This window comes from Citrobacter sp. CK189 (assembly GCF_030333505.1).
Classification (GTDB): Bacteria; Pseudomonadota; Gammaproteobacteria; order Enterobacterales; family Enterobacteriaceae; genus Citrobacter_B; species Citrobacter_B koseri.
The window spans coordinates 446,054-471,986 of the sequence record NZ_JAOWFV010000039.1 but is presented as its reverse complement, the minus strand read 5'-3'; the positions used below and the strand labels follow the sequence as shown (position 1 = coordinate 471,986).

Annotated in this window: 19 protein-coding genes and 2 tRNA genes; 10 read left to right on the top strand and 11 right to left on the bottom strand. The window is 55.3% G+C overall.

Annotation, left to right across the window (positions count from 1 at the left end; all coding sequences use genetic code 11):
• Nucleotides 1-3: 3 nt before the first annotated feature.
• The gene (gene fucA / locus OGV83_RS17925) at nt 4-651 is read right to left on the bottom strand and encodes an L-fuculose-phosphate aldolase (protein WP_012134912.1); all 648 of its coding nucleotides are present in this window, start codon (nt 649-651) and stop codon (nt 4-6) included.
• A 555-nt stretch (nt 652-1,206) separates the two neighbouring features.
• Between fucA and fucP the strand changes: the two genes are divergently transcribed.
• The 5 genes from fucP (at nt 1,207) to fucR (ending at nt 7,051) form a co-directional block, all read left to right on the top strand.
• Nucleotides 1,207-2,517 (top strand): L-fucose:H+ symporter permease, encoded by a 1,311-nt coding sequence (fucP, locus tag OGV83_RS17920; RefSeq protein ID WP_012134914.1) that lies wholly within the window; start codon nt 1,207-1,209, stop codon nt 2,515-2,517.
• A 31-nt stretch (nt 2,518-2,548) separates the two neighbouring features.
• The gene (fucI, locus tag OGV83_RS17915) at nt 2,549-4,324 is read left to right on the top strand and encodes an L-fucose isomerase (protein ID WP_286464248.1); all 1,776 of its coding nucleotides are present in this window, start codon (nt 2,549-2,551) and stop codon (nt 4,322-4,324) included.
• 103 nt (nt 4,325-4,427) lie between these two features.
• Nucleotides 4,428-5,846, top strand: a complete 1,419-nt coding sequence (gene fucK / locus OGV83_RS17910; protein WP_047461559.1) for an L-fuculokinase — start codon at nt 4,428-4,430, stop codon at nt 5,844-5,846.
• A 1-nt stretch (nt 5,847) separates the two neighbouring features.
• A complete protein-coding gene (gene fucU / locus OGV83_RS17905) occupies nt 5,848-6,270 on the top strand; it encodes an L-fucose mutarotase (RefSeq protein WP_012134919.1) in 423 nt (140 codons plus the stop codon).
• Nucleotides 6,271-6,328: 58 nt separating this feature from the next.
• Entirely contained in the window at nt 6,329-7,051 is a 723-nt protein-coding gene (fucR, locus tag OGV83_RS17900) for an L-fucose operon activator (protein WP_012134922.1), read from the top strand.
• 82 nt (nt 7,052-7,133) lie between these two features.
• Here the strand turns inward: fucR and rlmM are convergent, their stop codons facing one another.
• The 4 genes from rlmM to OGV83_RS17880 all read right to left on the bottom strand — a co-directional run bounded on the left by rlmM (nt 7,134) and on the right by OGV83_RS17880 (nt 10,135).
• On the bottom strand, nt 7,134-8,234 hold the full coding sequence (rlmM, locus tag OGV83_RS17895; RefSeq protein ID WP_286464246.1) for a 23S rRNA (cytidine(2498)-2'-O)-methyltransferase RlmM: 1,101 nt from the start codon (nt 8,232-8,234) through the stop codon (nt 7,134-7,136).
• Nucleotides 8,227-8,622 (bottom strand): DUF423 domain-containing protein, encoded by a 396-nt coding sequence (locus tag OGV83_RS17890; protein WP_012134924.1) that lies wholly within the window; start codon nt 8,620-8,622, stop codon nt 8,227-8,229. Before OGV83_RS17890 ends, rlmM begins: the two co-directional genes overlap by 8 nt.
• Nucleotides 8,623-8,640: 18 nt before the next feature.
• Nucleotides 8,641-9,558, bottom strand: a complete 918-nt coding sequence (gcvA, locus tag OGV83_RS17885; protein ID WP_012134925.1) for a glycine cleavage system transcriptional regulator GcvA — start codon at nt 9,556-9,558, stop codon at nt 8,641-8,643.
• Nucleotides 9,559-9,907: 349 nt separating this feature from the next.
• Nucleotides 9,908-10,135: a YgdI/YgdR family lipoprotein gene (locus OGV83_RS17880; RefSeq protein ID WP_024130904.1), complete on the bottom strand. Its 228-nt coding sequence runs from the start codon at nt 10,133-10,135 to the stop codon at nt 9,908-9,910.
• Nucleotides 10,136-10,333: 198 nt separating this feature from the next.
• On the opposite strand from OGV83_RS17880, the gene csdA reads away from it, so the two are divergent.
• Complete coding sequence (csdA, locus tag OGV83_RS17875) at nt 10,334-11,539, top strand: cysteine desulfurase CsdA (protein WP_200029657.1); 1,206 nt, start codon at nt 10,334-10,336, stop codon at nt 11,537-11,539.
• Complete coding sequence (gene csdE / locus OGV83_RS17870) at nt 11,539-11,985, top strand: cysteine desulfurase sulfur acceptor subunit CsdE (RefSeq protein ID WP_104868245.1); 447 nt, start codon at nt 11,539-11,541, stop codon at nt 11,983-11,985. The genes csdA and csdE overlap by 1 nt, the downstream gene beginning before the upstream one ends.
• A 77-nt stretch (nt 11,986-12,062) precedes the next feature.
• On the opposite strand, the gene tcdA is transcribed toward csdE, so the two are convergent.
• Nucleotides 12,063-12,869 carry a tRNA cyclic N6-threonylcarbamoyladenosine(37) synthase TcdA gene (gene tcdA / locus OGV83_RS17865; RefSeq protein ID WP_012134929.1) on the bottom strand — a complete coding sequence of 269 codons (807 nt, stop codon included), beginning with the start codon at nt 12,867-12,869 and terminating at the stop codon, nt 12,063-12,065.
• A 139-nt stretch (nt 12,870-13,008) separates the two neighbouring features.
• Entirely contained in the window at nt 13,009-14,106 is a 1,098-nt protein-coding gene (mltA, locus tag OGV83_RS17860; protein WP_012134931.1) for a murein transglycosylase A, read from the bottom strand.
• 208 nt (nt 14,107-14,314) lie between these two features.
• On the opposite strand from mltA, the gene OGV83_RS17855 reads away from it, so the two are divergent.
• Nucleotides 14,315-14,391: transfer RNA gene (locus tag OGV83_RS17855), tRNA-Met, on the top strand.
• 151 nt (nt 14,392-14,542) lie between these two features.
• Nucleotides 14,543-14,619, top strand: a tRNA-Met gene (locus tag OGV83_RS17850).
• A 72-nt stretch (nt 14,620-14,691) separates the two neighbouring features.
• Here OGV83_RS17850 and amiC read toward each other — a convergent pair.
• Entirely contained in the window at nt 14,692-15,945 is a 1,254-nt protein-coding gene (gene amiC / locus OGV83_RS17845) for an N-acetylmuramoyl-L-alanine amidase AmiC (protein WP_024130905.1), read from the bottom strand.
• 233 nt (nt 15,946-16,178) lie between these two features.
• On the opposite strand from amiC, the gene argA reads away from it, so the two are divergent.
• The gene (gene argA, locus OGV83_RS17840) at nt 16,179-17,510 is read left to right on the top strand and encodes an amino-acid N-acetyltransferase (protein WP_024130906.1); all 1,332 of its coding nucleotides are present in this window, start codon (nt 16,179-16,181) and stop codon (nt 17,508-17,510) included.
• A gap of 93 nt (nt 17,511-17,603) precedes the next feature.
• On the opposite strand, the gene recD is transcribed toward argA, so the two are convergent.
• The 3 genes from recD to ptrA are packed head-to-tail and all read right to left on the bottom strand — an operon-like array spanning nt 17,604 to nt 25,853.
• Nucleotides 17,604-19,430 (bottom strand): exodeoxyribonuclease V subunit alpha, encoded by a 1,827-nt coding sequence (recD, locus tag OGV83_RS17835; RefSeq protein WP_286464242.1) that lies wholly within the window; start codon nt 19,428-19,430, stop codon nt 17,604-17,606.
• The gene (recB, locus tag OGV83_RS17830; protein WP_286464240.1) at nt 19,427-22,972 is read right to left on the bottom strand and encodes an exodeoxyribonuclease V subunit beta; all 3,546 of its coding nucleotides are present in this window, start codon (nt 22,970-22,972) and stop codon (nt 19,427-19,429) included. The genes recD and recB overlap by 4 nt, the downstream gene beginning before the upstream one ends.
• On the bottom strand, nt 22,965-25,853 hold the full coding sequence (gene ptrA / locus OGV83_RS17825; RefSeq protein ID WP_047461534.1) for a pitrilysin: 2,889 nt from the start codon (nt 25,851-25,853) through the stop codon (nt 22,965-22,967). The genes recB and ptrA overlap by 8 nt, the downstream gene beginning before the upstream one ends.
• Nucleotides 25,854-25,933 lie beyond the last annotated feature (80 nt).

Genomic DNA, 25,933 nt, shown 5'->3' with positions numbered 1-25,933 from the left:
AAATTACTCTTCGATACGTAATCCGTAGGTTTTGAATTTTTCCAGCACAATGGCGATAGCCTCATCATCCAGTACAGGCACCGGATCGGTAATCGCCAGCGTACTGAGGTACAGCTGCGCCAGCACTTCCACTTCATGCGCCAGCCACAGCGCTTTTTCCAGGTTCTCTTCGCAGGCGATCAACCCATGATGCTGTAGCAGGGTCGCTTTGCGATTTTTGAGCGCAACGGCAACGTATTCAGAAAGTTCACGCGTGCCGAACGTGGCGTAAGGCGCACACGGAATGGAGTTCCCCCCCGCCGCCGCAATCATGTAATGAATGGCTGGAATAGGACGATTGAGGATCGACACCGCCGTGCAGTGAACGGCATGGTTATGGACGACAGCATTAGCATCCGGGCGCGTCTGGTAGGCCGCCATATGAAAACGCCACTCGCTGGAAGGCAATTTTCCCTGCTCATGCTGACCCTCTGCATCAATAAAGACGATATGTGATTCGGTGAGTTTGTCATACGGAATGCCCGTTGGCGTGATCAGCATCCCGCCCTGATAACGCACGCTCACATTGCCTGCGGTCCCCTGGTTCAGCCCCAGCCGGGTCATCTCCAGGCAGGTGTCGATAATCTGGCGGGCCAGTGTGTTTCGTTCCATTAGTTACCTCTCTCAGTCATTCAAAACGCGACAACAGAACAGCACGTTGCTCTGCTGAATTAATTGAACATTTGGTAACCATCATCATATTGAATAGCGATAAAGGAATTTACATGACTTTATTTTGTGATACGCATCAATTAATCACGTCAGTTAAATACCGTTTTCGCCGGATTCACTCTCGCCAAAATGACCGCTCTTAATATTATTTATCCAAACGGGCATTTTCATAATATTTGTAACAAATGCCCGTTTTCGCAGTAATAAATTAAATCGGTCATCAACGCTGTGGGTTTTTAATTTTATTTACTCAAACGGGCATCATTTTTCAGAAATTAAAGTGATGATAATCACATAAAGCCACCCTCCAGGTGCTAAATGTGACCACCATCATATTAAACAGCGTTTTTTATTTGAAAATGAATTCATGAGTTCACCATCAACAGCCAATTTTCTCTGGCAGATAACAGGAACTCGCCTGGTTTGTCGATCTGGTGAGAAACACCGGTCGTACTTCTAAAATGTTGAACACGCTTCTGAGCCAATGAGGATGCTATGGGAAACACAACAATACAGACGCAGAGTTTTCGTGCGGTGGATACAGGGCAAAGCAAACGCTATATCATTCCGTTCGCTTTACTCTGCTCACTGTTTTTCCTTTGGGCGGTTGCCAATAACCTGAATGACATTTTATTACCACAATTTCAGCAAGCCTTTACGTTAACTAATTTTCAGGCAGGTTTGATTCAGTCTGCTTTTTATTTCGGCTATTTTGTTATTCCCATCCCCGCGGGTATTTTGATGAAAAAGCTGAGTTATAAAGCGGGGATAATTACCGGACTATTCTTATATGCTTTTGGCGCAGCATTATTCTGGCCGGCTGCTGAAGTGATGAATTACACCTTGTTTTTGATTGGTCTTTTTATTATTGCCGCAGGACTTGGTTGTCTTGAAACCGCCGCGAACCCTTTTGTTACGGTATTAGGGCCAGAAAGCGGTGGCCATTTCCGTCTCAATCTGGCGCAAACATTTAACTCTTTCGGCGCTATTATCGCCGTGGTGTTCGGGCAAAGTCTTATTTTGTCTAACGTCCCACATCAATCTCAGGACGTGCTCGATAAAATGACGCCTGAGCAATTGAGCACGTATAAACACAGCCTGGTTTTGTCGGTACAGACGCCTTATATGATCATCGTGGCTATCGTTCTACTGGTTGCCCTGCTGATCATGCTGACCAAATTCCCGGCGCTACAGAGCGACGATCACAGTGACGCCCAACAAAGTTCATTCACCGCTTCGCTTGCCCGCCTGGTGCGTATTCGCCACTGGCGCTGGGCGGTGCTGGCGCAGTTCTGCTACGTCGGCGCGCAAACCGCCTGCTGGAGCTACCTGATCCGTTACGCTATCGAAGAGATCCCCGGCATGACGCCTGGCTTTGCCGCCAACTACCTGACCGGCACGATGGTGTGCTTCTTTATTGGCCGCTTCTCCGGCACCTGGCTTATCAGCCGCTTTGCGCCGCATAAAGTGCTGGCGGCCTATGCCCTGCTCTCCATGATCCTGTGTCTGGTTTCAGCCTTTAGCGGCGGCCATATCGGTCTGCTGGCCCTGACGCTGTGCAGCGCGTTTATGTCGATTCAGTACCCCACTATCTTCTCGCTGGGTATTAAAAATCTGGGACAGGACACCAAATACGGCTCGTCGTTCATCGTCATGACCATCATTGGCGGCGGCATCGTCACGCCGGTCATGGGTTTTGTCAGCGATGCGGCGGGCAACATCCCAACGGCAGAGCTGGTCCCGGCGCTCTGCTTTGCCGTCATCTTCATCTTTGCCCGTTTCCGTTCACAAGCGGCAACTAACTGAACATTTTTCCGAATAACGTGAGGAACCTGTAATGAAAAAAATCAGCTTACCGAAAATTGGCATTCGCCCGGTTATTGATGGACGTCGCATGGGGGTACGCGAGTCGCTGGAAGAACAGACCATGAATATGGCGAAAGCCACCGCTGAGCTTATCACCGAAAAACTCCGCCATGCCTGCGGCGCGCAGATTGAGTGCGTGATTGCGGATACCTGCATTGCCGGAATGGCGGAATCCGCCGCCTGTGAAGAGAAATTCAGCAGCCAGAATGTTGGCGTAACCATTACCGTGACGCCGTGCTGGTGCTACGGCAGCGAAACCATCGATATGGACCCAATGCGCCCGAAAGCCATCTGGGGCTTCAACGGTACGGAACGTCCCGGCGCCGTTTATCTGGCCGCCGCGTTGGCCGCGCACAGCCAGAAAGGCATTCCGGCATTCTCTATTTATGGTCATGACGTACAGGATGCCGACGACACCTCGATCCCTGCCGACGTTGAAGAAAAACTGCTGCGCTTTGCGCGCGCGGGTCTGGCGGTCGCCAGCATGAAAGGCAAAAGCTACCTCTCTGTGGGCGGCGTCTCAATGGGGATTGCCGGTTCCATCGTCGATCACAACTTCTTTGAGTCCTGGCTGGGGATGAAAGTGCAGGCGGTGGACATGACCGAACTGCGCCGTCGCATCGACCAGAAAATCTATGACGAAGCCGAGCTGGAGATGGCGCTGGCGTGGGCGGATAAAAACTTCCGCTATGGCGAGGATCAGAACGCGCAGCAGTACAAACGTAATGAAGAACAAAGCCGCGCGGTGCTGAAAGAGAGCCTGCTGATGGCGATGTGCATTCGCGACATGATGCAGGGCAACAACAAGCTGGCGGAAAAAGGGCTGGTCGAAGAGTCGCTGGGATATAACGCCATTGCGGCAGGCTTCCAGGGCCAGCGCCACTGGACCGATCAATACCCGAACGGCGACACCGCCGAAGCGCTGCTGAACAGCTCCTTTGACTGGAACGGCGTGCGCGAACCGTTTGTCGTCGCTACCGAAAACGACAGCCTCAACGGCGTAGCGATGCTGCTGGGCCATCAACTCACCGGAACCGCGCAGGTCTTTGCCGACGTGCGAACCTACTGGTCGCCGGAAGCGGTAGAGCGCGTCACAGGCCAGCCGCTCACCGGCCTTGCGGAGCACGGCATCATTCACCTGATCAACTCCGGCTCTGCGGCGCTGGACGGCTCCTGCAAGCAGCGCGATAGCGAAGGCAAACCGACCATGAAGCCGCACTGGGAAATCAGCCAACAGGAAGCGGACGCCTGCCTGGCCGCTACCGAATGGTGCCCGGCGATCCACGAATACTTCCGTGGCGGCGGCTACTCCTCTCGCTTCCTGACCGAAGGCGGCGTGCCGTTCACCATGACCCGCGTGAACATCATCAAGGGTCTGGGGCCGGTACTGCAAATCGCTGAAGGCTGGAGCGTGGAACTGCCGAAGGAGATGCACGATCAGCTCGACGCCCGCACCAACTCGACCTGGCCGACCACCTGGTTTGCGCCACGTCTTACCGGTAAAGGCCCGTTCACCGACGTTTACTCGGTGATGGCGAACTGGGGCGCTAACCACGGCGTACTGACCATCGGCCACGTCGGCGCTGACTTCATCACGCTCGCCGCCATGCTGCGTATTCCGGTCTGCATGCACAACGTGGACGATGCGAAAATCTACCGTCCTTCCGCCTGGGCTGCGCACGGTATGGATATTGAAGGTCAGGATTATCGCGCCTGCCAGAACTACGGGCCGCTGTACAAACGTTAATGCGTCACTTCTTTGCCCGGTGGCGTAAGCTTACCGGGCCTACAATTTCGCATTTTGTAGGCCGGATCAGCGCAGCGCCATCCGGCAACGTTTCGGAGCTACTATGAAACAAGACGTCATTCTGGTTCTCGACTGCGGCGCCACCAACGTACGGGCAATGGCCGTTGACCGTCAGGGAAACATTGTCGCCCGCGCATCAACAGCGAATGCCAGCGACATCGCCACGGAAAATAGCGCCTGGCATCAGTGGTCGCTGGCGGCCATTCTGCAACGCTTCGCGGACTGCTGTCAGCAACTGAAGACGGAACTGGCGGCCTGCCGGGTTCGCGGCATCACCGTCACGACGTTCGGCGTAGACGGCGCTCTGGTTGATGAACAGGGTCAGTTACGCTATCCGGTGATCAGCTGGAAATGCCCTCGCACCCTTGCCGTCATGGAAAACATCGGCCGCTTTATGCCGCCGCAGCAGTTGCAGGCGATCTCCGGCGTCGGCGCATTCGCCTTTAATACGCTGTATAAACTGGTGTGGCTGAAAGAGAACCACCCGCAGTTGCTCGAACAGGCGCACGCCTGGCTATTTATTTCATCGCTGATCAACCACCGTTTAACCGGTGAATTCACCACGGATATCACCATGGCGGGCACCAGCCAGATGCTGGATATCCACCAGCGGGATTTCAGCCCGGAGATTTTACAGGCCACGGGTTTACCCCGCCGTCTGTTTCCACGGTTAGTTGAAGCGGGCGAACGGATTGGCACGCTGCAAAACGACGCCGCAAACCTGCTTGGGCTTGAGGCGGGTATTCCGGTGATCTCCGCCGGGCATGACACGCAGTTTGCCCTCTTTGGCGCCGGCGCAGAACAGGATGAACCGGTACTCTCGTCCGGTACGTGGGAAATCCTGATGGTACGCAGCGCGCAGGTGAACACGCCGCTGCTCAGCCATTACGCCGGTTCCACCTGTGAACTGGACAGCCAGGCCGGACTTTATAACCCAGGCATGCAGTGGCTGGCTTCCGGCGTGCTCGAATGGGTGCGCAAACTGCTCTGGACGCCAGAAACGCCGTGGCAGACGCTGATTGACGAGGCGCACGCCATTCCGCCGGGTGCTGAAGGCGTGAAGATGCAGTGCGATCTCCTCACCTGTCAAAACGCGGGCTGGCAGGGGGTGACGCTGAACACAACGCGTGGTCATTTTTACCGCGCCGCGCTGGAAGGGCTCACGGCGCAACTGCAACGTAATCTGCAAACGCTGGAAAAGATTGGTCACTTCCAGGCAACTGAGCTTCTGCTGGTTGGCGGCGGAAGCCGCAACGCGCTGTGGAATCAAATCAAAGCCAATCTGCTTGATATACCGATTAAGGTGCTGGATGACGCGGAAACCACCGTCGCCGGGGCAGCCATGTTCGGCTGGTATGGCGTAGGCGAATTTGCCAGCCCGGAACAGGCCCGAGCCCAGGTACGCTATCAGTACCGCTATTTCTGGCCGCAAACTGAACCCGAATTTATTGAGGGAGTGTGAGATGCTAAAAACTATTTCGCCATTAATATCCCCTGAGTTACTGAAAGTGCTGGCTGAAATGGGGCACGGGGATGAGATTATTTTTTCCGATGCCCACTTTCCCGCGCACAGCATGGGACCGCAGGTTATTCGCGCAGATGGTCTGAAAGTCAGCGATCTGCTCCGGGCGATTATCCCGCTGTTTGAACTGGACAGCTACGCGCCGCCGCTGGTGATGATGGCCGCCGTAGAGGGCGATTCGCTCGACCCGACGGTTGAAGCACGTTATCGCGATGCGCTCTCATTGCAGACGCCGTGCCCGGAGATTGTCCGCATCGACCGCTATGCGTTTTATGAGCGGGCGCAAAAAGCCTTTGCGATCGTTATCACAGGAGAGTGCGCGAAGTACGGGAATATTCTTTTAAAAAAAGGGGTAACGCCGTAATCTCTTGCCGGTGCGCCCGCATGATGCGGGCGTTCATCGAATGATGGGGTGAGAAAAGATGAAAGCGGCACGCCAACAAGCGATAGTAGACCTGCTGATCAACCATAAAAGTCTGACCACTGAGGCGCTGTCGGTACAGCTTAACGTCAGCAAAGAGACCATTCGCCGCGATCTCAGCGAGCTACAGGCGCAGGGAAAAGTGCTGCGCAATCACGGGCGCGCCAAGTATATTCACCGGGAAAACCAGGACAGCGGCGACCCGTTCCACATCCGGCTGAAAAGCCACTATGCGCATAAGGCGGATATCGCCAGGGAGGCGCTGGCATGGATAGAACCGGGCATGGTGATCGCTCTGGACGCCAGCTCAACCTGCTGGTATCTGGCCCGCCAGTTGCCGGACATTGATATTCACGTCTTTACCAACAGTCACCCGATTTGCCAGGAGCTGGGCAAACGCGAGCATATTCAGCTCATCAGTTCCGGCGGCCAGCTTGAGCGTAAATATGGCTGCTACGTCAATCCGTCGCTTATTTCTCAGCTTAAGCCGCTCGACATTGACCTGTTTATTTTTTCCTGCGAGGGGATCGACCGCGGCGGCGCGCTCTGGGACTCAAATACGATCAACGCGGATTTCAAATCCACGCTGCTTAAGCGCGCATCGCAGTCTTTATTGTTGATCGACAAGAGTAAGCTCAACCGCTCGGGAGAGGCCTGCATCGGGCATCTGGATGATGTGACGCACATCATTTCCGATGAGCGCCAGGGGGTGATTCACGCCTGATGGCGTTGCCGCTTATCAGGACAACAAATACCCGGCGCAGGCCGGATAAGGCATTTACGCCGCTATCCGGCAATCCATCGTATTACCGCTCGTCGCGACGCCCGCCCACGGCGGCCCACAGCCGACGGACATGCACGGTCACTTCTTCACGATCGTGATACAACTGTCGCGCCTGAATTTGCGCGTTAATGCCGTGTTCATCAAGCTGCGCCTGAATGTACGCCAGGTTCTGCGACACCTCTTCATAGCGTTTTTTCATCGGCAGCTTGAGATTGAAGATCGTCTCGCGACACCAGCCGTTTACTAACCACTGCGCCATCAGCGCGGCAACCTTAGCAGGCTTTTCCACCATGTCGCACACCATCCACGAGATGTTATTGCGATTCGGACGGTATCTGAATCCATCTTCGCGCAGCCAGGTCACCTGCCCGGTATCCATCAGGCTCTGCGCCATTGGGCCGTTATCGACAGAGTAAACCCACATGTTGCGCTTCACTAACTGGTAGGTCCAACCGCCAGGGCAGGCGCCTAAATCCACGGCATACATCCCGTTCGCCAGACGTTCATCCCACTCATCGGCCGGAATAAAAACATGCAGCGCTTCTTCCAGCTTCAGCGTCGAACGGCTTGGCGCATCGGCCGGGAATTTCAGCCGCGGAATTCCCATATAGAACGGCGAGTTGTTGTCAGGATACGAATACCCGGTATAACAGCAGCCCGGCGCGATGAAGAAAACATGCACCACCGGACGCTTTGGCGTTTCATAGTTTGTCAGAATCCCCGCGTCGCGCAGCGCGGCCCGCAGCGGCACCGTAAATTTACGGCAAAACTTCATCAACTCTTTGCTTTCATTGGTGTCTGCGACTTCAACACGCAGCTCGCCGCCTTTTTCCACAACGCCCTGTAGCATCCCGACAATCGGCGTAATGCGATCGTCCGGCGGCAGGTCGCGCAGCAACTCGCCGACGACGAACATCTGACGCGCAAAAATGAGCGAGAAAAAAGGCAACTCTTTTACTATTTTTTCAGCATCGTCCGGCTGATAGCACTCAAAGACGACGTATCCGGCATTGTCTTTAACACGAGCGAAGCCAAAGATTTCCCGACGCGCCGCCTTATCCGTTATTTCAGCAGCGCACTCCTTTTCAAAACCAGGGCGACACAACAATACAACCTTATTCATGACCAACGCCCTTACGTTTCAAACGGATGGCGCCAATTAACATCAGCACCCAGCCTGCCAGGAAACTCACGCCGCCGACAGGAGTAACAAACGCCCACAGGCGTAAATGAGACAGCGCCAGGCAATACAGGCTGCCGCTAAACAGCACCGTACCTAACGCCAGAAAAACGCTGCTCCAGTAAAACCAGATGCTAATGCGTCGCTGCATCGCAACCGCCAGGCCAAAAATGGCCAGCGTATGAAACGCCTGATATTGCAGGCCGGTCTGGACCCAGCCCATTTCAACCACACCAAGAGTTTTGCTCAGGACATGCGCCCCAAAGGCACCCAGAGCAACATAGATAAAGCCGCTTATCGCGGCAAAAATCAGCATAAAACGGCTGGTCATGGTAGTACCCTAAATAAATTATTGTTCGTAACGAAAGCGGAATTTTTCTTGTTCAGCGGCCGCTTTGGTCAGAATCCACTGACGAAAGGCGGCTATTTTACCCAGTTCTGCCTGACTGTCATGACAAACCAGATAAAAAGCATTTTTACTGACCAGAACGTCGTTAAAGGGACAGACAAGACGCCCGGCTTCAATTTCTGATTGCGCCATGACGTTGTTCGCCAGCGCAACCCCCTGTCCGTGGATGGCAGCCTGTAGCACCATTGCGCTATGGCTGAAAATAGGTCCCTGCTGCACATTAATATGATTCAGCCCCAACTGACGCGTATAGGTCTGCCAGTCTCTTCGCGAAGCATCATGCAGTAATGTATGTTTTGCCAGATCTTCCGGCGTCTTTAACGGCTTATCGCCCGTCAGTAATAACGGTGAACACACCGGCAGTAAATATTCTGCGTACAATTTTTCGACGCGCAAGCCTGGCCAGTTGCCACGCCCATAAAAAATAGCGACGTCGACATCATCAGCCAGCTTATCTTCCTGACGGTCCACGGCCTGAATTCTGACATCGATTCCCGGATAAGTTGAGTTAAAGCTTGAGAGTCGAGGAACCAGCCACTGGATCGCAAAACTGGGCAATAAACTGACCGTAAGCGCGCCTTTTGCACTCCGCGCCTGAAGTTTACGCGTCGCTTCGGTTAATTGCGAAAAAATCTCTTTGATGTCGAGGAAATAGCTCTGCCCCTCTTCCGTGAGCAAAAGCGAACGATTGCGACGACGGAACAGTTTTAGCCCCAAAAAATCCTCAAGTGACTTGATTTGGTGACTTACTGCGGCCTGTGTCACAAAAAGCTCTTCTGCTGCGCGAGTGAAGCTTAAATGCCGCGCTGCGGCATCAAAAACACGTAATGCATTTAAGGGTGGTAATCGTTTTGACATGGCTTTTAGACTTTGATGTTAAATAAATTTAACAATTAGGTAACCTTGTGTAACCTATTAGTTTTTTTAATCTGAGCCATTATAATTTGTCCGTTGAGGTTCTACCAGCAAATACCTATAGTGGCGACACTTCCTGAGCCGGAACGAAAAGTTTTATCGGAATGCGTGTTCTGATGGGCTTTTGGCTTACGGTTGTGATGTTGTGTTGTTGTGTTTGCAATTGGTCTGCGATTCAGACCATGGTAGCGAAGCTACCCTTTTTCACTTCCTGTACATTTACCCTGTCTGTCCATAGTGATTAATGTAGCACCGCCAATTGCGGTGCTTTTTTTTGTCCATGACCGACCGGTTACTGATCCAGTTCGACCATCTCTTTAACGTCAGTACGATTGATCTGCTGTTTGTTGCCGTTAGCGTCTTTATAAGAAATCATGCCGGTTTCATCATCGGTTTTTGGCTTACCGTCTGACACGATAGTACGGCCATCATTTGTGTGCATCACATAATTCGGACCGGAACAGGCGCTCAGGGCAAAAGTCAGCATACATGCAGAGATCATTGCGGCAGTCTTTTTCATTTTCATCTTCTTCTCCTTAAAGCTGTTTATGCTAAATAAAACGGGTTCCGTAACAGGCAAAAACATTCGCCTAACACTATTTAGCATAACCTGCTTCCCTGACTTCACCAGGATAACCAGACAATTCCGATGGTTAGGACAAACCTTGTATCACAGCCCTTTTTGCGCCACGATCGGTATACTGAATTGAGGAATACCATGAACGCTTTCAATCCTGCGCAGTTTCGCGCGCAATTTCCTGCCCTTACCGATGCGGGCGTTTATCTCGACAGCGCCGCGACGGCGCTTAAGCCTCAGGCCGTGATCGACGCCACGCATCAGTTCTACAGCCTGAGCGCCGGAAACGTCCATCGCAGCCAGTTCGCCGAGGCACAGCGGCTAACCGCACGCTATGAAGCGGCGCGCGGCAAAGTGGCGCAGTGGCTGAACGCGCCTGATGATGCATCGATTGTCTGGACACGCGGCACCACGGAAGCCATCAATATGGTGGCGCAATGCTATGCCCGCCCGCGCCTGCAACCCGGCGATGAGATAATCGTCAGTGAAGCGGAGCATCACGCGAATCTCGTTCCCTGGCTGATGGTCGCTCAGCAGACGGGCGCAAAAATCGTCAAACTGCCCCTGAATGCCCTTTTCCTCCCCGACGTGGAGCGTCTGCCTGAACTCATCACGCCACGCAGCCGGATTCTGGCGCTGGGACAGATGTCGAACGTCACGGGCGGCTGCCCGGACCTGGCGCGCGCTATCACGCTGGCGCACACGGCAGGGATGGTGGTGATGGTTGACGGCGCGCAAGGCGCGGTGCATTTCCCCGCCGATGTACAGCAGCTGGATATTGATTTTTATGCTTTCTCCGCCCACAAGCTGTACGGCCCGACGGGCATCGGCGCGCTGTACGGTAAACCGGCCTTACTGGAAGAGATGTCCCCGTGGCTCGGCGGCGGTAAGATGATCGCTGAAGTCAATTTTGAAGGATTCACAACCCAGGCCGTTCCCTGGCGTCTGGAAGCCGGCACGCCAAACGTGGCTGGGGTTATTGGCCTTAGCGCCGCGCTGGAGTGGCTGGCGGAAGTGGATATGGCGCAGGCCGAAAGCTGGAGTCGCGGTCTGGCGACGCTGGCGGAAGACGCGCTGGCGAAGCGTCCGGGTTTCCGCTCTTTCCGTTGCCAGGACTCCAGCCTGCTGGCCTTCGATTTTACCGGCGTTCATCACAGCGATATGGTGACGTTACTGGCCGAATACGGCATCGCCCTGCGCGCCGGGCAGCACTGCGCGCAGCCGCTGCTGGCGGCGCTTGGCGTAACGGGCACCCTGCGCGCCTCTTTTGCGCCGTATAATACAAAGCATGATGTGGATGCGTTGGTCAGCGCCGTTGACCGCGCGCTGGAAATACTGGTGGATTAATGACAAGCCCTCTTTTTGCCGGACACCCGTTTGGCACGACCGTAACGGAAGAGACGTTACGCGCTCTCTTTATCCCGCTCTCGCAGTGGGAGGACAAGTATCGCCAGCTTATTCTGTTGGGTAAGCAACTCCCGGCATTGCCGGATGAGCTAAAAACGCAGGCAAAAGAGATCGCAGGATGTGAGAACCGCGTCTGGCTGGGGCATACCCTGTCGGAGAAGGGAACGCTGCACTTTTTCGGTGACAGCGAAGGGCGTATTGTACGCGGTTTGCTGGCGGTTTTACTCACGGCGGTAGAGGGAAAGACCCCGGCGGAACTGCTGGCGCACTCGCCGCTGGGGTTGTTTGATGAGTTAGGCTTAACAACACAACTTAGCGCATCGCGCAGCCAGGGGCTGCATGCGCTGAATAACGCGATTATTGAGGCTGCCCAGCAAGCCGGATGACGACGCTGATGCGTCTTATCCGGCCTACAACACCGCACGAACCGTAGGTCGGATAAGCATAGCGCCATCCGACACAATCAAGCCTGACGCGCCGCCTTCGCCATCATCTTCTTCAGCGCGTGGGACACAGCAACAAAGCCAAAGGTCGCAGTTACCATCGTGGCTGCGCCGAATCCAGAGGCGCAATCCATTCGTTTCGGCCCTTCCGCCGTCGCTTTCATCGCACATACGGAACCATCAGCCTGCGGATAAACCAGCGCTTCCGTTGAGAACACGCAGTCCACGCCCAGTTTACCCTTGCTGTTTTTCACCACGCCAAAGTCGCTTTTCAGCCGTTCGCGCAGTTTCGCCGCCAGCGGGTCCTGGATGGTTTTCGCCAGATCCGTTACCTGAATCTGGGTCGGGTCTATCTGCCCACCCGCCCCGCCGGTGGTGACTAACGGAACCTTATTTCGGCGGCACCAGGCAATCAGCGCGGCTTTTGGCCGCACGCTGTCGATGGCATCAATGACATACGAAAACCCTGCGCTCATATACTCCGCGACATTATCCGGTGTGACAAAGTCATCCACCACCGTCACCCGGCACTCCGGGTTGATCTGACGAATACGCTCGGCCATCACCTCGGCTTTCGCCAGACCGACGTTATCGCGCAGCGCATGAATTTGCCGGTTGGTGTTGGTGACGCATACGTCATCCATATCGATGAGCGTGATCGCGCCAATGCCGGTACGCGCCAGCGCCTCTGCCGCCCAGGAGCCGACGCCGCCGATCCCGACCACGCAAATATGCGCACCGGCAAACAGCTGCAACGCTTTTTCACCATACAGACGGGCGGTGCCGCCAAAACGCTGGCGCCAGGCATCACTAATTACAACAGACATACGACCTCAGAATTAAAAAGGGGTAATACGATCGTAGGCCGGATACGTCGCTTGCGACGCCATCCGGCATGATTTGCCTGATGGCGCTACGCTTATCAGGCCTACGATTTAAATCTTCAGCGAAGCCGCCATCAGGCAATCAACCGCTAAATACGTTACCGGTTCCCGGGGCGTTTTTCAGCACCCAGACGCGCCCATAGTGATTATACCAGCCTGCGCGGTGCCCGGCGTCCGGGCCTATCCCCTGATAAATATCAAAGTGCTGGCCTTTAATCGCGCCGCCCACGTCCAGCGCCACCATCAGGCGCAATTCGTACTGGCCGTTAAACTTGCCGTTGTTATCCAGCAGCGGGACTTCCGCCAGCAGGGTTGTTCCTGCCGGGATAATGCTGCGATCGGAAGCCACAGACGCACGACCGATAAGCGGCACGGCGCTGGCGCCTTTCACCGGGGCAAAAGATTGCGGCTTAAAGAAGACGAATGACGGGTTTTGCTCCAGCAGCTCGCGCACTTCCGCTTCACTGTGGGTTTCTCCCCAGTGGCGAATGGCCTGCATCGACATATCTTCTTTCTTCACTTCACCGCGATCGATCAGCACCTTGCCGATACTGCGGTAAGCATGGCCGTTTTTCCCGGCATAGCTGAAGAAATTCAGCGGGCTGCCGTCGCCAAAATCAATATAGCCGCTGCCCTGAACGTCCATGATGAAGTTATCCATCAGCGAGTTGCTGTACGCCAGAATGTAGCTGTCGCTCAGCGCGCCGGAATAGATCTCGGCACGAGACGGTAAGCGGCCGCGTTTTGGCGGCATGCGATAAATAGGGTACTGGAACTCGCCCTGACGGGTATGGCGCGCCTGGATAACCGGCGTGTAGTAGCCAGTAAACTGGACGTTGCCGTAGTTATCCGCCCCTTCCATCTGCCAGGCATCAATACCAAACTGGCGCATCATTCGCGTATCGCCACCGGAACGTAACCACTCCTGCACGGCGTTATAGACGTTGCTCTGGTTGCCATACAGACGCGGCGACGCGCTGCGGATTTGGTTGACCTGCTCGGCGAAATCGCCTGCGTTGATAGGCGCCCCAATGGCGTCAGGTTGGTTCACCAGTGAGAAAGGCTGGGTAAACTTCCCGTCTTTATACTGCTGGCCGCGATCGGTCGGTTTAGAGGAACAGGCGGCAAGCATTGCAACCACCGCCCCCATAAGAAGGTAATTTGCCCAACGTCCTTTCATGAGTTCTCGTCTTTTAGCTGTAAATCTTGCGCTATGAAGATAACAAACCCCCGAACCTAATGAAATGCGAAGCGCTCCCCTGACGCAAATTACGCACAAAAAACGTACCAAAGCGCGTTGTTTTTGCACACAATCACCCCAATTTCGTGATCCGGGTGAAAAAAGGGTTGCATGAAAATGTTAGCAGAGTATAGTGCGCATCCACGGACGCGGGGTGGAGCAGCCTGGTAGCTCGTCGGGCTCATAACCCGAAGGTCGTCAGTTCAAATCTGGCCCCCGCAACCAATTAAAATCTGATGTAATATTTTGCAAAGTAGTTCGAATCACAACAAGGCGGTGACGCAGTGAATCCTTAGGAGCTTACTTCAGTAAGTGACTGAGGTGAACGAGGAAAGCCAACGCAGATGTGGTTTGAAATACGAAGCAGAAAGACGGACGCGGGGTGGAGCAGCCTGGTAGCTCGTCGGGCTCATAACCCGAAGGTCGTCGGTTCAAATCCGGCCCCCGCAACCAATATTAAACACCTTAACGGGTGTTTTTTCGTTTCTGCGGCCCGTAAAAAAAGCGCCTTTCAGCGCTTTTTTATTATCCCCTTCTCGCCAGCGTCGCCCCATCGGCAAAGTAGGCTTTAATACCCGCCAGAATCGACTCCGCCACTTCCTGCTGGAACTTCGCCGTTTTGAGCTTACGCTCCTCTTCAATATTACTGATAAAGGCGGTTTCCACGAGAATAGAGGGAATATCCGGCGCTTTCAGCACCGCAAAGCCGGCCTGCTCGACCTGATTTTTGTGCAGATTATTAACCCTTCCCAGCTTGTTGAGCACCGCTTTACCGAACTTCAGACTATCGGCGATGGTCAACGATTGCACCATGTCGAACATTGTGTGATCGACATAGCGATCGCCGCTTTTACTCACGCCGCCGATCAAATCCGAGGCGTTCTGAGTTTGCGCGAGGTATTTTGCCGCCGTACTGGTCGCGCCCTTCGTCGAGAGCGCAAAAACGGATGAACCGCTGGGCTGTCGGCTGGTAAACGCGTCCGCATGGATAGAGACAAACAGGTCGGCGCGCTGCTTCTGGGCTTTCGCCACGCGCACTTTCAGCGGAATGAAGATATCCTCATTACGCGTCATGTAGACCTTCATATTGCCTTCTCTCTCAATTAACGCGCGCAAGCGGCGGGCAATCTGCAACACCACGTCTTTTTCGCGCGTCTTGTATTTCCCCACGGCGCCGGGATCTTCTCCTCCATGACCGGGATCGAGCATGATCACGATCGGGCGATCGCGTCCCGCCTTGCCCGGCTGCGGCCCGCTCTGCGCAGGCGGCACCTGCTTATCCAGATCGCCTTTGTTGTAATCTTCCAGCAGCGCCAGCAACGGGTCCTGCATATCCTGCGCATTGGCAGGGTAGAGATCCATCACCAGGCGTTCTTTAAAGCCCGCCACTGGCGCAAGGGCAAACAGCTGCGGTTTCACGTTTTGCTTCAGCTCAAACACCATCCGCACCGTCTGTGGATCAAACTGTCCTACTCGCGCTGACTTGATATACGGATCGTCCGCGCGGATCTGCGCGCCAATGCCTTTAAGCACCGAGTTCAGATTCACGCCTTCAATATCCACCACCACGCGCTCAGGGTTACTCAGGGCAAACTGTTTGTATTTCAGCAGACGGTTCGATTCCACCGTGACGCGGGTATAGCTGGACGCAGGCCAGATGCGTACCGCGACGACCTGGCTGACGGCAGCCAAACCGACCTGACTTACGCTCAATAGCCACATGGCGCCCGTCCCTTGTAGTAAACGACGGCGACTGATTGCTGAGTTGGATCCCGACATGCTTCTCCCGAGCAAAACAAACTTAACGGTGCTGATGTACAAAACGTCTAAATTGACCGGAAACTTTAGCGAATGACGCATAATCTGTCATCTATAAAAGGGTAAACTTTCTTTTTGTATTCACGGTATTACTGAGAGAAAACTTCAGCGGGATTAAAATTTGCGCTTGCGCACGACGGAAAAACAGAATAAAAATACATTAATTTAGAATAATCATGCAATGAGGGTGTGCCGTGGTGAAGGAACGTAGAACCGAACTGGTACAGGGATTCCGCCATTCTGTTCCCTATATCAATACCCATCGGGGAAAAACGTTTGTCATTATGCTTGGCGGTGAAGCCATTGAGCATGAAAATTTCTCCAGTATCGTCAATGACATCGGGCTTCTGCACAGTCTGGGCATTCGCCTGGTGGTGGTGTATGGCGCGCGTCCGCAAATCGACGCGAACCTTGCCGCACATCATCATGAGCCGCTGTACCACAAAAATACCCGCGTGACGGACGCCAAAACGCTGGAACTGGTTAAGCAAGCGGCAGGCACGTTGCAGCTGGATATCACCGCCCGTCTGTCGATGAGCCTGAACAACACCCCCTTACAGGGCGCGCACATCAACGTCGTCAGCGGCAATTTTATTATTGCACAGCCGTTGGGCGTGGATGACGGCGTGGATTACTGCCACAGCGGACGCATTCGCCGTATTGATGAAGAGGCAATTCATCGCCAGTTAGACAGCGGCGCAATTGTGCTGATGGGGCCGGTCGCGGTTTCCGTCACAGGCGAAAGTTTTAACCTGACCTCAGAAGAGATCGCCACCCAGCTCGCTATCAAACTGAAGGCGGAGAAGATGATCGGCTTCTGTTCGTCGCAAGGGGTAACTAACGACGAAGGCGACATCGTTTCCGAACTTTTCCCGAACGAAGCGCAGGCACGCGTTGAAGCGCAGGAAGAAAAAGGCGATTACAATTCAGGCACCGTGCGGTTCCTGCGCGGCGCGGTGAAAGCCTGTCGCAGCGGCGTGCGTCGCTGCCATCTGATTAGCTACCAGGAAGACGGCGCGCTATTGCAGGAGCTGTTCTCACGCGACGGAATCGGGACGCAAATCGTGATGGAGAGCGCCGAGCAGATTCGCCGCGCCACCATTAACGATATCGGCGGGATCCTGGAGCTGATTCGCCCGCTGGAACAACAGGGGATTCTGGTGCGCCGCTCCCGTGAACAACTGGAGATGGAGATCGACAAATTCACGATTATCCAGCGAGATAATCTGACCATCGCCTGCGCCGCGCTGTACCCTTTCCCCGAAGAAAAAATCGGCGAAATGGCCTGCGTGGCGGTACATCCAGATTATCGCAGTTCATCGCGTGGCGAAGTCTTGCTGGAGCGGATCGCCGTGCAGGCAAGACAGATGGGCCTCAGCAAGCTGTTTGTGCTGACAACGCGCAGTATTCACTGGTTCCAGGAACGTGGGTTTACGCCGGTGGATATCGAGCTGCTGCCCGAGAGCAAAAAAGAGATGTACAACTATCAGCGTCGTTCAAAGGTGTTGATGGCAGATTTGGGATAATCCATTTTGCCTGATGGCGACGCTAAAGCGTCTTATCGGGTCTACGGGGATGCTGTAGGCCGGATAAGCGCAGGCGCCATCCGGCAACTTGCCTCACAGCCCGTTATTAAAAAACGCGGACAGTCCGCTACGTCGCTCCGTGCGCGTCGCAATTGCCCCGCTCAAAACCCGTTCATCGGCATAGAGAGACAGGCGACGACGTGCGCGCGTCACGGCGGTATACACCAGCTCACGGGTCACAACCGGCGAGCGCTGGCTGGGTAAAATCAGCGCCGCATGATCGAACTCCGATCCCTGCGATTTATGCACCGTCATCGCCCAGGTTGTTTCATGCTCCGGCAAACGGCTGGGCTGCACCGACTTAATGCTGCCATCCGGCATGGCGAACCACACCCTCAACCCCTGGCCGCGATCGAGCGCAATACCGATATCGCCATTGAACAACCCCAACGCGCTGTCATTGCGCGCAATCATTACCGGACGCCCTTCATACCAGCGGCTGTGCGGGTGACGCTGAATTTTGCGCTTTTGCAGCATAACCTGTTCGATACGTTCATTCAGACCGCCAACGCCAAACGGCCCTTCACGCAGCGCGCACAGCAACTGGTACTCATTGAAAGCCTGAATAATCGCCCCCGGCTCCGCGCCCTCGCGAACAAGCGCCAGATAACGCCCATAACCGGCCAGCGCCTCATCGAGCATGGCGGCGTAATCCTCGCTGCTCTGTAGCGTTCGTTTTTCAATATCGCTGAATCCCTGCTGAAAGACCGTTTTCATCGCCGCTTTATCGCCGCAATTAATGGCTGCCGCCAGTTGACCAATGCCGGAATCATGCCCGAAGCGATAGCTTTTTTGCAGCAAACACAGGCTATCGCGCAAAGAGGCCGCCTCCGTGCCTGCACCCGCAGGAATGGGGCCTCCCGTCAGTCGGCTCAGCTGCTGCGCGCGCCCGGCGGTAAATCCGGCATTTACCCAGGCGCAGATATCGCCCAGCACCGCCCCCGCCTCAACGGAAGCCAGCTGATCGCGATCGCCGAGAAAAATCACGCGTCCGTGCGGCGGCAGCGCCTCAATTAGCCGCGACATCATCGGCAAATCGATCATTGATGCCTCATCCACCACCAGCACGTCCAGATGCAGCGGATTTCCCGCGTGATGGCGCAGCCTCTGGCTACCGGGCTGTGCGCCCAACAGCCGGTGCAACGTACTGGCGTCATCCGGGATGCGTTTTTTTTGCTCATCCGTGAGCGGAAGCTGGCGCAATGCCGCGCCAAGCGACTCGGTCAGACGCGCCGCCGCTTTCCCCGTCGGCGCCGCCAGTCGTATACGGCATCGCTCGCCGTCCGCCATCTGAATCAACGCGGCCAGCAGCTTCGCCACGGTAGTGGTTTTACCGGTGCCAGGCCCGCCGGAAATGACGGAAATACGGCGCGTCAACGCCACGGCCGCCGCCACTTTTTGCCAGTTGACGTCATCCGTCGGCGGGAAAAGCGCATCCAGCGTACGGGTCAGTTGCAGTTCATCTACCGCGATAGCCTGGTTAACCTCGCTAAAAAAGCGGGCTACCGTGCGCTCGTTACTCCACATCCGGTTCAGGTAAAGGCGATCTTCATGCAGAATCAACGGCGTTGGCCGCTCTCCCCGACTGACCGCCCCGGAAGCCAGCAGACACGATGCCCAGTCTTCAGGCGCGTCCCTCTCGCTAAACCAGGAGACCAGTAGCGGATGCGACTCTTCCGTTATCGCCAGGCGCGAAAGCGGCATACAGACATGCCCTTCCCCCGCATCGCGGCTGAGCAATGCAACGGCCAGCGTTACGCACGGATCGTCCTGCCCGGCAACCGCCAGCGCAAACTGAGCGTCTAATGGCCGCAACAGCTTTTGTTCTACGGCCTCCAGTAACCGCTTCTGAATTGTCATTGCGCCTCCTCCGCTACAACGCCTGCAAACATCTCATCCATTAACGCAATCAATTCGCCGTCCGGCCGGGTCGAGAAAATGCCCTGCCGTGGATATTCACGGTCAACGCCGCGCAGGAAAAGGTAGATCACGCCGCCGAAATGGCGTTCATAGTCATAATCGGCGATGCGATGGCGCAGATAGCGGTGCAACGCCAGCGTATATAGCTGATATTGCAGGTCATAGCGATGCGTCTGCATCGCTGAGGCCATCGCCTCCTGAGTGTAGGCCGTGCTGTCTTCGCCCAGCCAGTTTGATTTGTAATCGAGCAGGTAATACCGCCCTTCATGGCGAAACACCAGATCGATAAACCCTTTCAGCATGCCGCGAACCTGCATGAAGTCGAGCGGCGGGCAGCCCGCCGAGAGCGGATCAAACCGGCGAATCAGCGCATCCAGTTGACTGGCGATAAGCGGCTGTGCGATCGGCAGATAAAACGCCATCTCCACCTGTTTTTCACGGGCGGAAAGATGACGCAGACTCACGCCGCGTTCGGTCAGGGGAGCCTGCAAAACAGCGTCCAGCCACTGCGTTAAAACCGGCTCCCAGTGCGCGTCATAACCGCCAAGCTCCAGTTTTTCCCGCACCCAGGCCGGGTCAACGGGCTGCGTAAAGTCGAGGTCTTCAAACAGGCTATGCAGGAATGTACCCGGCGATGCCCCTCGCGGGAACTGGTGCGGCGTCAGCTCCGGCTCTTCCGCCACATCCCCCACCCCGGCGGCATCCACATCCAGACGCGGAATTAAATCCTGGGCGACGCTATGGCCTTGCTGCTGTAAGCCGGAATAACTGGTTACTCGCCAGTTGTCGGCAGGCGTTCGGCGTAACGCTCTGGCGCTTAGCGCCGCACGCGACGCTTCCGTTACCTGCCAGCGTTCGCTGTCCGGTTCGGCTGGCGTCCGACAGGCGATATCCTCCCCGCAAAGCGCGTCAATACAGGCGCGAAGCCCGGCGGCATCTTTCGGCTCACCTTTTTGCAGCAGGCACCCGAGCGCGCTTTGGTGTACATCGGTATCGCCTTTCTTATCTCCGCGACGACGCACCAACGGCGCAACGCCGAGGCTGCAATGCCACACCGAACGGGTCAGCGCCACATAAAGCAAACGCAGGTCTTCCGCCAGACGCTCTGCTTCCGCCAGTTCAACGCTCTCCTCGGCGTGGCTGAGATCCAGCACCGCGTCAAACGAATTGCGATCGTGATAAAACGCCTGATCCTGCACGCGGAAATGGGTAATAAAAGGCAGCCAGACGAGCGGGTATTCCAGTCCTTTTGATTTATGGATGGTGACGATTTGCACCAGATGTTTATCGCTTTCCAGCCGCAGTTGCTGGCTGGCGGCATTGCTGTCCGGCTCAAGAATATGCTGCGACAGCCAGCGCACCAGCGCATGCTCGCTTTCCAGCTGCGAACCGGCTTCCTGCAACAATTCGCTGATGTGCAGAATATCGGTCAGGCGGCGCTCGCCTCCCGCCGTCGCCAGCAGGTTTTCGGCAATATTCCGCGCTGACATCAGCGCGCGCAGCATGGGCATGACGCCGCGCTTATGCCAGATTTGACGATAGCCGTCGAACTCTTCGACCACCGTATCCCAGGCATTTTCGTCGTTATTCAGCGTTTCGATGTCCTGCGCGGTCAGCCCCATCATCGAGGCCGCCATCGCGCTACGCAGCGTATTTTCACGCTCAGGCGTCATGACGGCCTGTAAGATCCACAGCATCTCCTGCGCTTCCAGCGTCTCAAATACGCTGTCGCGATTGGAGAGATAAACGGACGGAATCGCCAGCAGCGTCAGCGCATCACGAATTTGCGCCGCTTCCTGGCGGCTTCGCACCAGCACGCTGATATCCGAGGCTCGAACCGGGCGTGAGGTTTTCTCGCTAACAAGCAGCGCATCGCCAGTTTGCCCGGCTTTCAGCCAGTCACGAATTTGCGTCGCGCACACCTGCGCCATGTAACTCTGATAGTCGCCAATGCCGCAGCTTTCCCCTTCCATCAACCATATGTTCATGGCGGGCTGCGTCTCGCCGTTCAGCACAAAGCGCAGCGACTGGTTTTTCTGGGCCGATTTAACCGGCGCAAATGGAATTTCGCGGAACATAAAGGCGTCGTTCATCTGACTGAATAACGTATTCACGCTGTTGACCATACCCGGTGCGGAACGCCAGTTGGTATCCAGCGTATAATGGGCGCTGACCTCGCTGCGGGCTTTCATGTAGGTGAAGATATCCGCGCCGCGAAACGCATAAATCGCCTGTTTCGGATCGCCAATCAGCAACAGCGCGGTGTCCGGCTGATGCCGCCAGATGCGGCGGAAAATACGGTACTGCTGCGGGTCGGTATCCTGAAATTCATCAATCATCGCCACCGGGAAACGGCCACGAATTGCGCTTGCCAGCGCATCGCCGCTATTACTACGCAGCGCAACATCCAGACGACTCAGCATGTCGTCGAAACCTAATTCACCCCGGCGTTGTTTTTCCTGCGCAACCGTCTCGCGGATTTCTGCCAGCGCACGGGTGATCAGCAGATCTTTTATCGTCAACGGTTCAGCCAGCAGTTCCTCAATGGCGACAAACAGCGGATGCTGCGGGGTTATGCCGCCCGCTTTAGTTCTCTCTTCCAGGAATCGCCGGGAGAATTTCTCCAGCGCGTCGGGTAATTGATAGGTTTGCGTTTCCGCCTGCGCCCACGCCGTGATCTTCTCGATCCATTTCGTCTGGTTGCCGCGATTGAATTTTCTGCGATCGATTCCCGACGACTCTATCACCCCATCCAGTTCATCAACGGACGCGCACCATTGCTGCTTCAGGGCGTTAATACGCGACAAAATGTGTTCGTGGCGAGACGCCAGCGTCTCGTCTGACGGCGGCGGTGCTTTGATGACCGGCGCTTCGCCCTGCAAATAACGATCGATATCTTTCAGTAGCGCCCGGGGGCCTTTCCACGCTTCAAAGACAACCTGGGCAATTTCGCGCGGCAGCGGATAACAGTGACGCCGCCAGAAGTCGGCGCAGGCCTGATAGCGCAGAAGGGATTCATCTTCGATTAATTGTTGCTCGAACAACATGCCGGACTCAAACGCATTCAGGCTGAGCATGCGCTGGCAAAAACCGTGGATGGTGAATACCGCCGCCTCATCCATCTGTCTTTCCGCCAACAGTAACCACTGCGCCGCCTGCTTTTTATCCTCGATCTCTTCCAGCAGGCGAGCATATAACGGGTTATCGGTAGTTTCACGCAGACAGGCGATGCGCAGTTCATGGATGTTGCTGCGGATGCGGCCGCGTAACTCTTCGGTGGCCGCCTCGGTAAACGTCACGACCAACAGTTCTTCCACGGTCAGCGGTCGGGGAAAGGCGGCAGAGCCGCCCAATCCGAGCAGCAGGCGCAGATACAACGCGGCGATAGTAAACGTTTTGCCAGTGCCCGCAGAGGCTTCAATCAGACGCTCGCCCGTGAGGGGCAAGCGTAAAGGATCAAGGGACTCAGCGGCATCATTCATTCTTTTCACTCATCAGGGGTAAGGTTTGCTGCAACGCGCTGACGTTCTCCCACACTTTCCAGCCTTCCGGGCGCACGTACTCTGCTTTCCCGTTCTGACTGCCGGAAACCTGTGACAGTATCGCCATGCCTTGCGGCTCAACCACCGCCTGATGGAAGAAATCGGCAAGTTTTTGCGGCGTCAGCAGTTTAATCTGAGCCACGATTTTATCACGTGAATCAAAGCGCATATTGCCGCGATCGAAATCTTTGCTTAATTTCGACGCCTCTTCGCCCAGCGTTTGCGGCGCTTGCAACATCTGCGCGATGATCGCCTGCTGAATTTGCGCAAACTCTTCCGGCGTCATCGCCCGCAGCTTCGCTTCCGCCGTTGGGAAGAATGCTTTGTAACGCTCCCAGAGATAAGACGGTTGCTTGTCGCTGCTTTGCAGCAGGAAACCCATCCCCCACTGACGCCCGACGCTCATCGGGAAAGCGAACACCGCATAGCCTAACTGTTCTTCAGTACGCAACTGATTATAGAACCACGGCTGAACGATTTGCCCTAACATCGCGCTGTAGGCTGAACTGGCATATTCATCGTAACCGGTTGGAACGAATACCGCCGCCAGCGCGGAGTCAGTGCTGCTCCCTGCCTTCTCAAAGATGACCGACTGCTTTTTATCCACCAGTACGTCTTTATTGCGACACCACTCTGAACCGTTGGCGCCAAGCTGCTGTTGGATATCCCGCGCCATGGTTTTCACCTGCGCTTCGCGCATATTGCCAATCACCAGAAACTCCGGTCGCGCGCCTGCTTTTAACGTATCGCGGTAAGCCATGACCTCTTTCAGCGTGATCGAAGGCAACAGCTTACGGCGTTCGTCACGCTGGAAGTAAGGCACCTGAGAAAGCATCTGTGCCGGCATAATCGCCTGATCGTAGGCCTTCCCTTTTTCTGCGGAATCCATCATCTGCGCATACCAGGATTTCGCCTGTTCCAGCTGTTCTTCCGTCGCGGTGTAGCTGAAATACCCTTCCAGCAATGCCTGGAAAAGCTGCGGCAAGCGCTGCGTGTAACCGTTCGCGTTAAGCATCAGACCATTGTTGGCGTTGGTGGAAAAGCCAATCCCGCCGACCGATGCCTGGTTGCTTAACTGGTCGAGCGCGATCCCCGCGAGATAATCGTTTAACGCAAACATCACCTGGTTTCTGGCGCTGTCCATTGCTTTCGGGTTACGCAGAATAACGCTGACATCCGCCTTAGGCTCGCTGGCAAAATAACGGCTCGGCGCATAAACCACGCGCAAATCCGGTTCATCGACAATCAGCTCCGGGTGGGGATATTCCTTCTCCGGTTTGATCAGCGTGAAATCGTCTGGAATATAGGGGTTAAGCTCCGGTAATGACAGCGCAATGCCCTGCGCTTTTTGCTGCCAGTCGGCGAGCGTTTTGTCGTCGATTTTATTCACCTGATAAGGCGCGTCGACAAAATAGGCCGTTTTGTTGTGCGGTTCCTTCGGGCTGATGTACCAGATACGCGCATTCTGCGGCGTCATCATCGCCAGGCGTGATTTCACCGCCGCCGCATCATATTGATCGGCGATATTCACCGCATCCAGCGTATGTTCCACCGGAACGCGAATCATCGTATCCGCCAGCCATTCGACGTAATCCATATCACGGGTGATAGAGGGGTAACGGAAGTCGAGATCCAGCACATGCGCCAGCTCATCGAAGTAGCGTTTATCCACGCCTTTTTCACGTAACAGATTGAGATAGCTGAAGATGGCGGCGACAACGTCGTCCCGGTTCGCCAGCCCTTTGTCCGTCAGGGTAGCGGAAATAGCCAGTACGCCGCTGTTACCGTTAACCACCGGGTCAGAGTCCGCACGAATGCCTTCCACTAATCCTTGTTTTTGCAGCCAGTCGGAGAGCGTTCCCGGGCTCCGGTTGCCAATCAGGTAGGTCACCAGTTCGTCGGTTTTGCTGCGAAACTGCGCGCTGTTGTTATCAATACGAAACTCTACGCGCAGCACTTTACGCGGCAGAGCAGGCACATAATGAATGATGATGCCCTTTTGCGCGTCCGTTACTACCGGCACGGTAATTTCCGGCTTTTTGATATTTTTATTCGGCACCCGGCCATAGGTTTCAGCCGCAATACGCGCCAGTTCCGGCAGCGGTTTGTTACTGTAAATCACCGCCTTCATCAGGTTCGCTGAATAATATTTTTCGTGAAACGCCTGCAACGCCTGCTGAACCGGGTTGCCCGGTTTGTCGCTTAAAGTTTCCAGATTGCCGCCAGAGAAGCGCGAACCCGGGTGCGCCGGGTTGATGGTTTCTGCGCTGACCTGCGCCATACGCATACCGTCTCGCGTACGCGCCATCGTCAGTTCGGCATTGACCGCATTGCGCTCACGCTCGGCATATTTTTTATCCAACAACGGGGCGGCAATGGCATCGGCAAGGCGATCGACCGCACCTGACAGGGCGTCGTTTTCCACCTCCAGATAGAAGGCGGTACGATACGGCGCGGTGCTGGCATTATGGCTGCCGCCGTGCATTTTAAGGTATTCGGCAAGGCTGTCAGGCTGGGGATATTTTTTAGATCCCATCAGACTCATATGTTCGAGATAGTGCGCCAGCCCCTGATGTTCATCGGGGTCCTCCAGCGATCCAACAGGCACCACCAGCGCGGAAAGCGATTTCACCGCTTGCGGGTCGGATACCAGCAAAACCACCATGTCATTGTCCAGACGAATCGCCTGATACTGACGCGTATCTTTCTCGCTTTTACGGATGGTTTCCGCCAAAGGCTGCCAACCGGTATCTGCCTGACTTAAGGGTGCCCAAAGGGCGACAAACAACAGTAACGCTTTGAACCAGGTGCTGCGGGGCATTCACGAACCTCATCATTAACTTTCTTTCCCGCTCAGGTGAAGCGCGAGCGCGACGCTGGCGCTTATTGAGCAGGACAAAA

Excerpts from the sequence above, each read along its gene's own strand:
- fucA (WP_012134912.1), bottom strand. The coding sequence starts at position 651 with ATGGAACGAAACACACTGGCCCGCCAGATTATCGACACCTGCCTGGAG.
- fucP (WP_012134914.1), top strand. The coding sequence starts at position 1,207 with ATGGGAAACACAACAATACAGACGCAGAGTTTTCGTGCGGTGGATACA.
- fucI (WP_286464248.1), top strand. The coding sequence starts at position 2,549 with ATGAAAAAAATCAGCTTACCGAAAATTGGCATTCGCCCGGTTATTGAT.
- fucK (WP_047461559.1), top strand. The coding sequence starts at position 4,428 with ATGAAACAAGACGTCATTCTGGTTCTCGACTGCGGCGCCACCAACGTA.
- fucU (WP_012134919.1), top strand. The coding sequence starts at position 5,848 with ATGCTAAAAACTATTTCGCCATTAATATCCCCTGAGTTACTGAAAGTG.
- fucR (WP_012134922.1), top strand. The coding sequence starts at position 6,329 with ATGAAAGCGGCACGCCAACAAGCGATAGTAGACCTGCTGATCAACCAT.
- rlmM (WP_286464246.1), bottom strand. The coding sequence starts at position 8,234 with ATGAATAAGGTTGTATTGTTGTGTCGCCCTGGTTTTGAAAAGGAGTGC.
- OGV83_RS17890 (WP_012134924.1), bottom strand. The coding sequence starts at position 8,622 with ATGACCAGCCGTTTTATGCTGATTTTTGCCGCGATAAGCGGCTTTATC.
- gcvA (WP_012134925.1), bottom strand. The coding sequence starts at position 9,558 with ATGTCAAAACGATTACCACCCTTAAATGCATTACGTGTTTTTGATGCC.
- OGV83_RS17880 (WP_024130904.1), bottom strand. The coding sequence starts at position 10,135 with ATGAAAAAGACTGCCGCAATGATCTCTGCATGTATGCTGACTTTTGCC.
- csdA (WP_200029657.1), top strand. The coding sequence starts at position 10,334 with ATGAACGCTTTCAATCCTGCGCAGTTTCGCGCGCAATTTCCTGCCCTT.
- csdE (WP_104868245.1), top strand. The coding sequence starts at position 11,539 with ATGACAAGCCCTCTTTTTGCCGGACACCCGTTTGGCACGACCGTAACG.
- tcdA (WP_012134929.1), bottom strand. The coding sequence starts at position 12,869 with ATGTCTGTTGTAATTAGTGATGCCTGGCGCCAGCGTTTTGGCGGCACC.
- mltA (WP_012134931.1), bottom strand. The coding sequence starts at position 14,106 with ATGAAAGGACGTTGGGCAAATTACCTTCTTATGGGGGCGGTGGTTGCA.
- amiC (WP_024130905.1), bottom strand. The coding sequence starts at position 15,945 with ATGTCGGGATCCAACTCAGCAATCAGTCGCCGTCGTTTACTACAAGGG.
- recD (WP_286464242.1), bottom strand. The coding sequence starts at position 19,430 with ATGACAATTCAGAAGCGGTTACTGGAGGCCGTAGAACAAAAGCTGTTG.
- recB (WP_286464240.1), bottom strand. The coding sequence starts at position 22,972 with ATGAATGATGCCGCTGAGTCCCTTGATCCTTTACGCTTGCCCCTCACG.
- ptrA (WP_047461534.1), bottom strand. The coding sequence starts at position 25,853 with ATGCCCCGCAGCACCTGGTTCAAAGCGTTACTGTTGTTTGTCGCCCTT.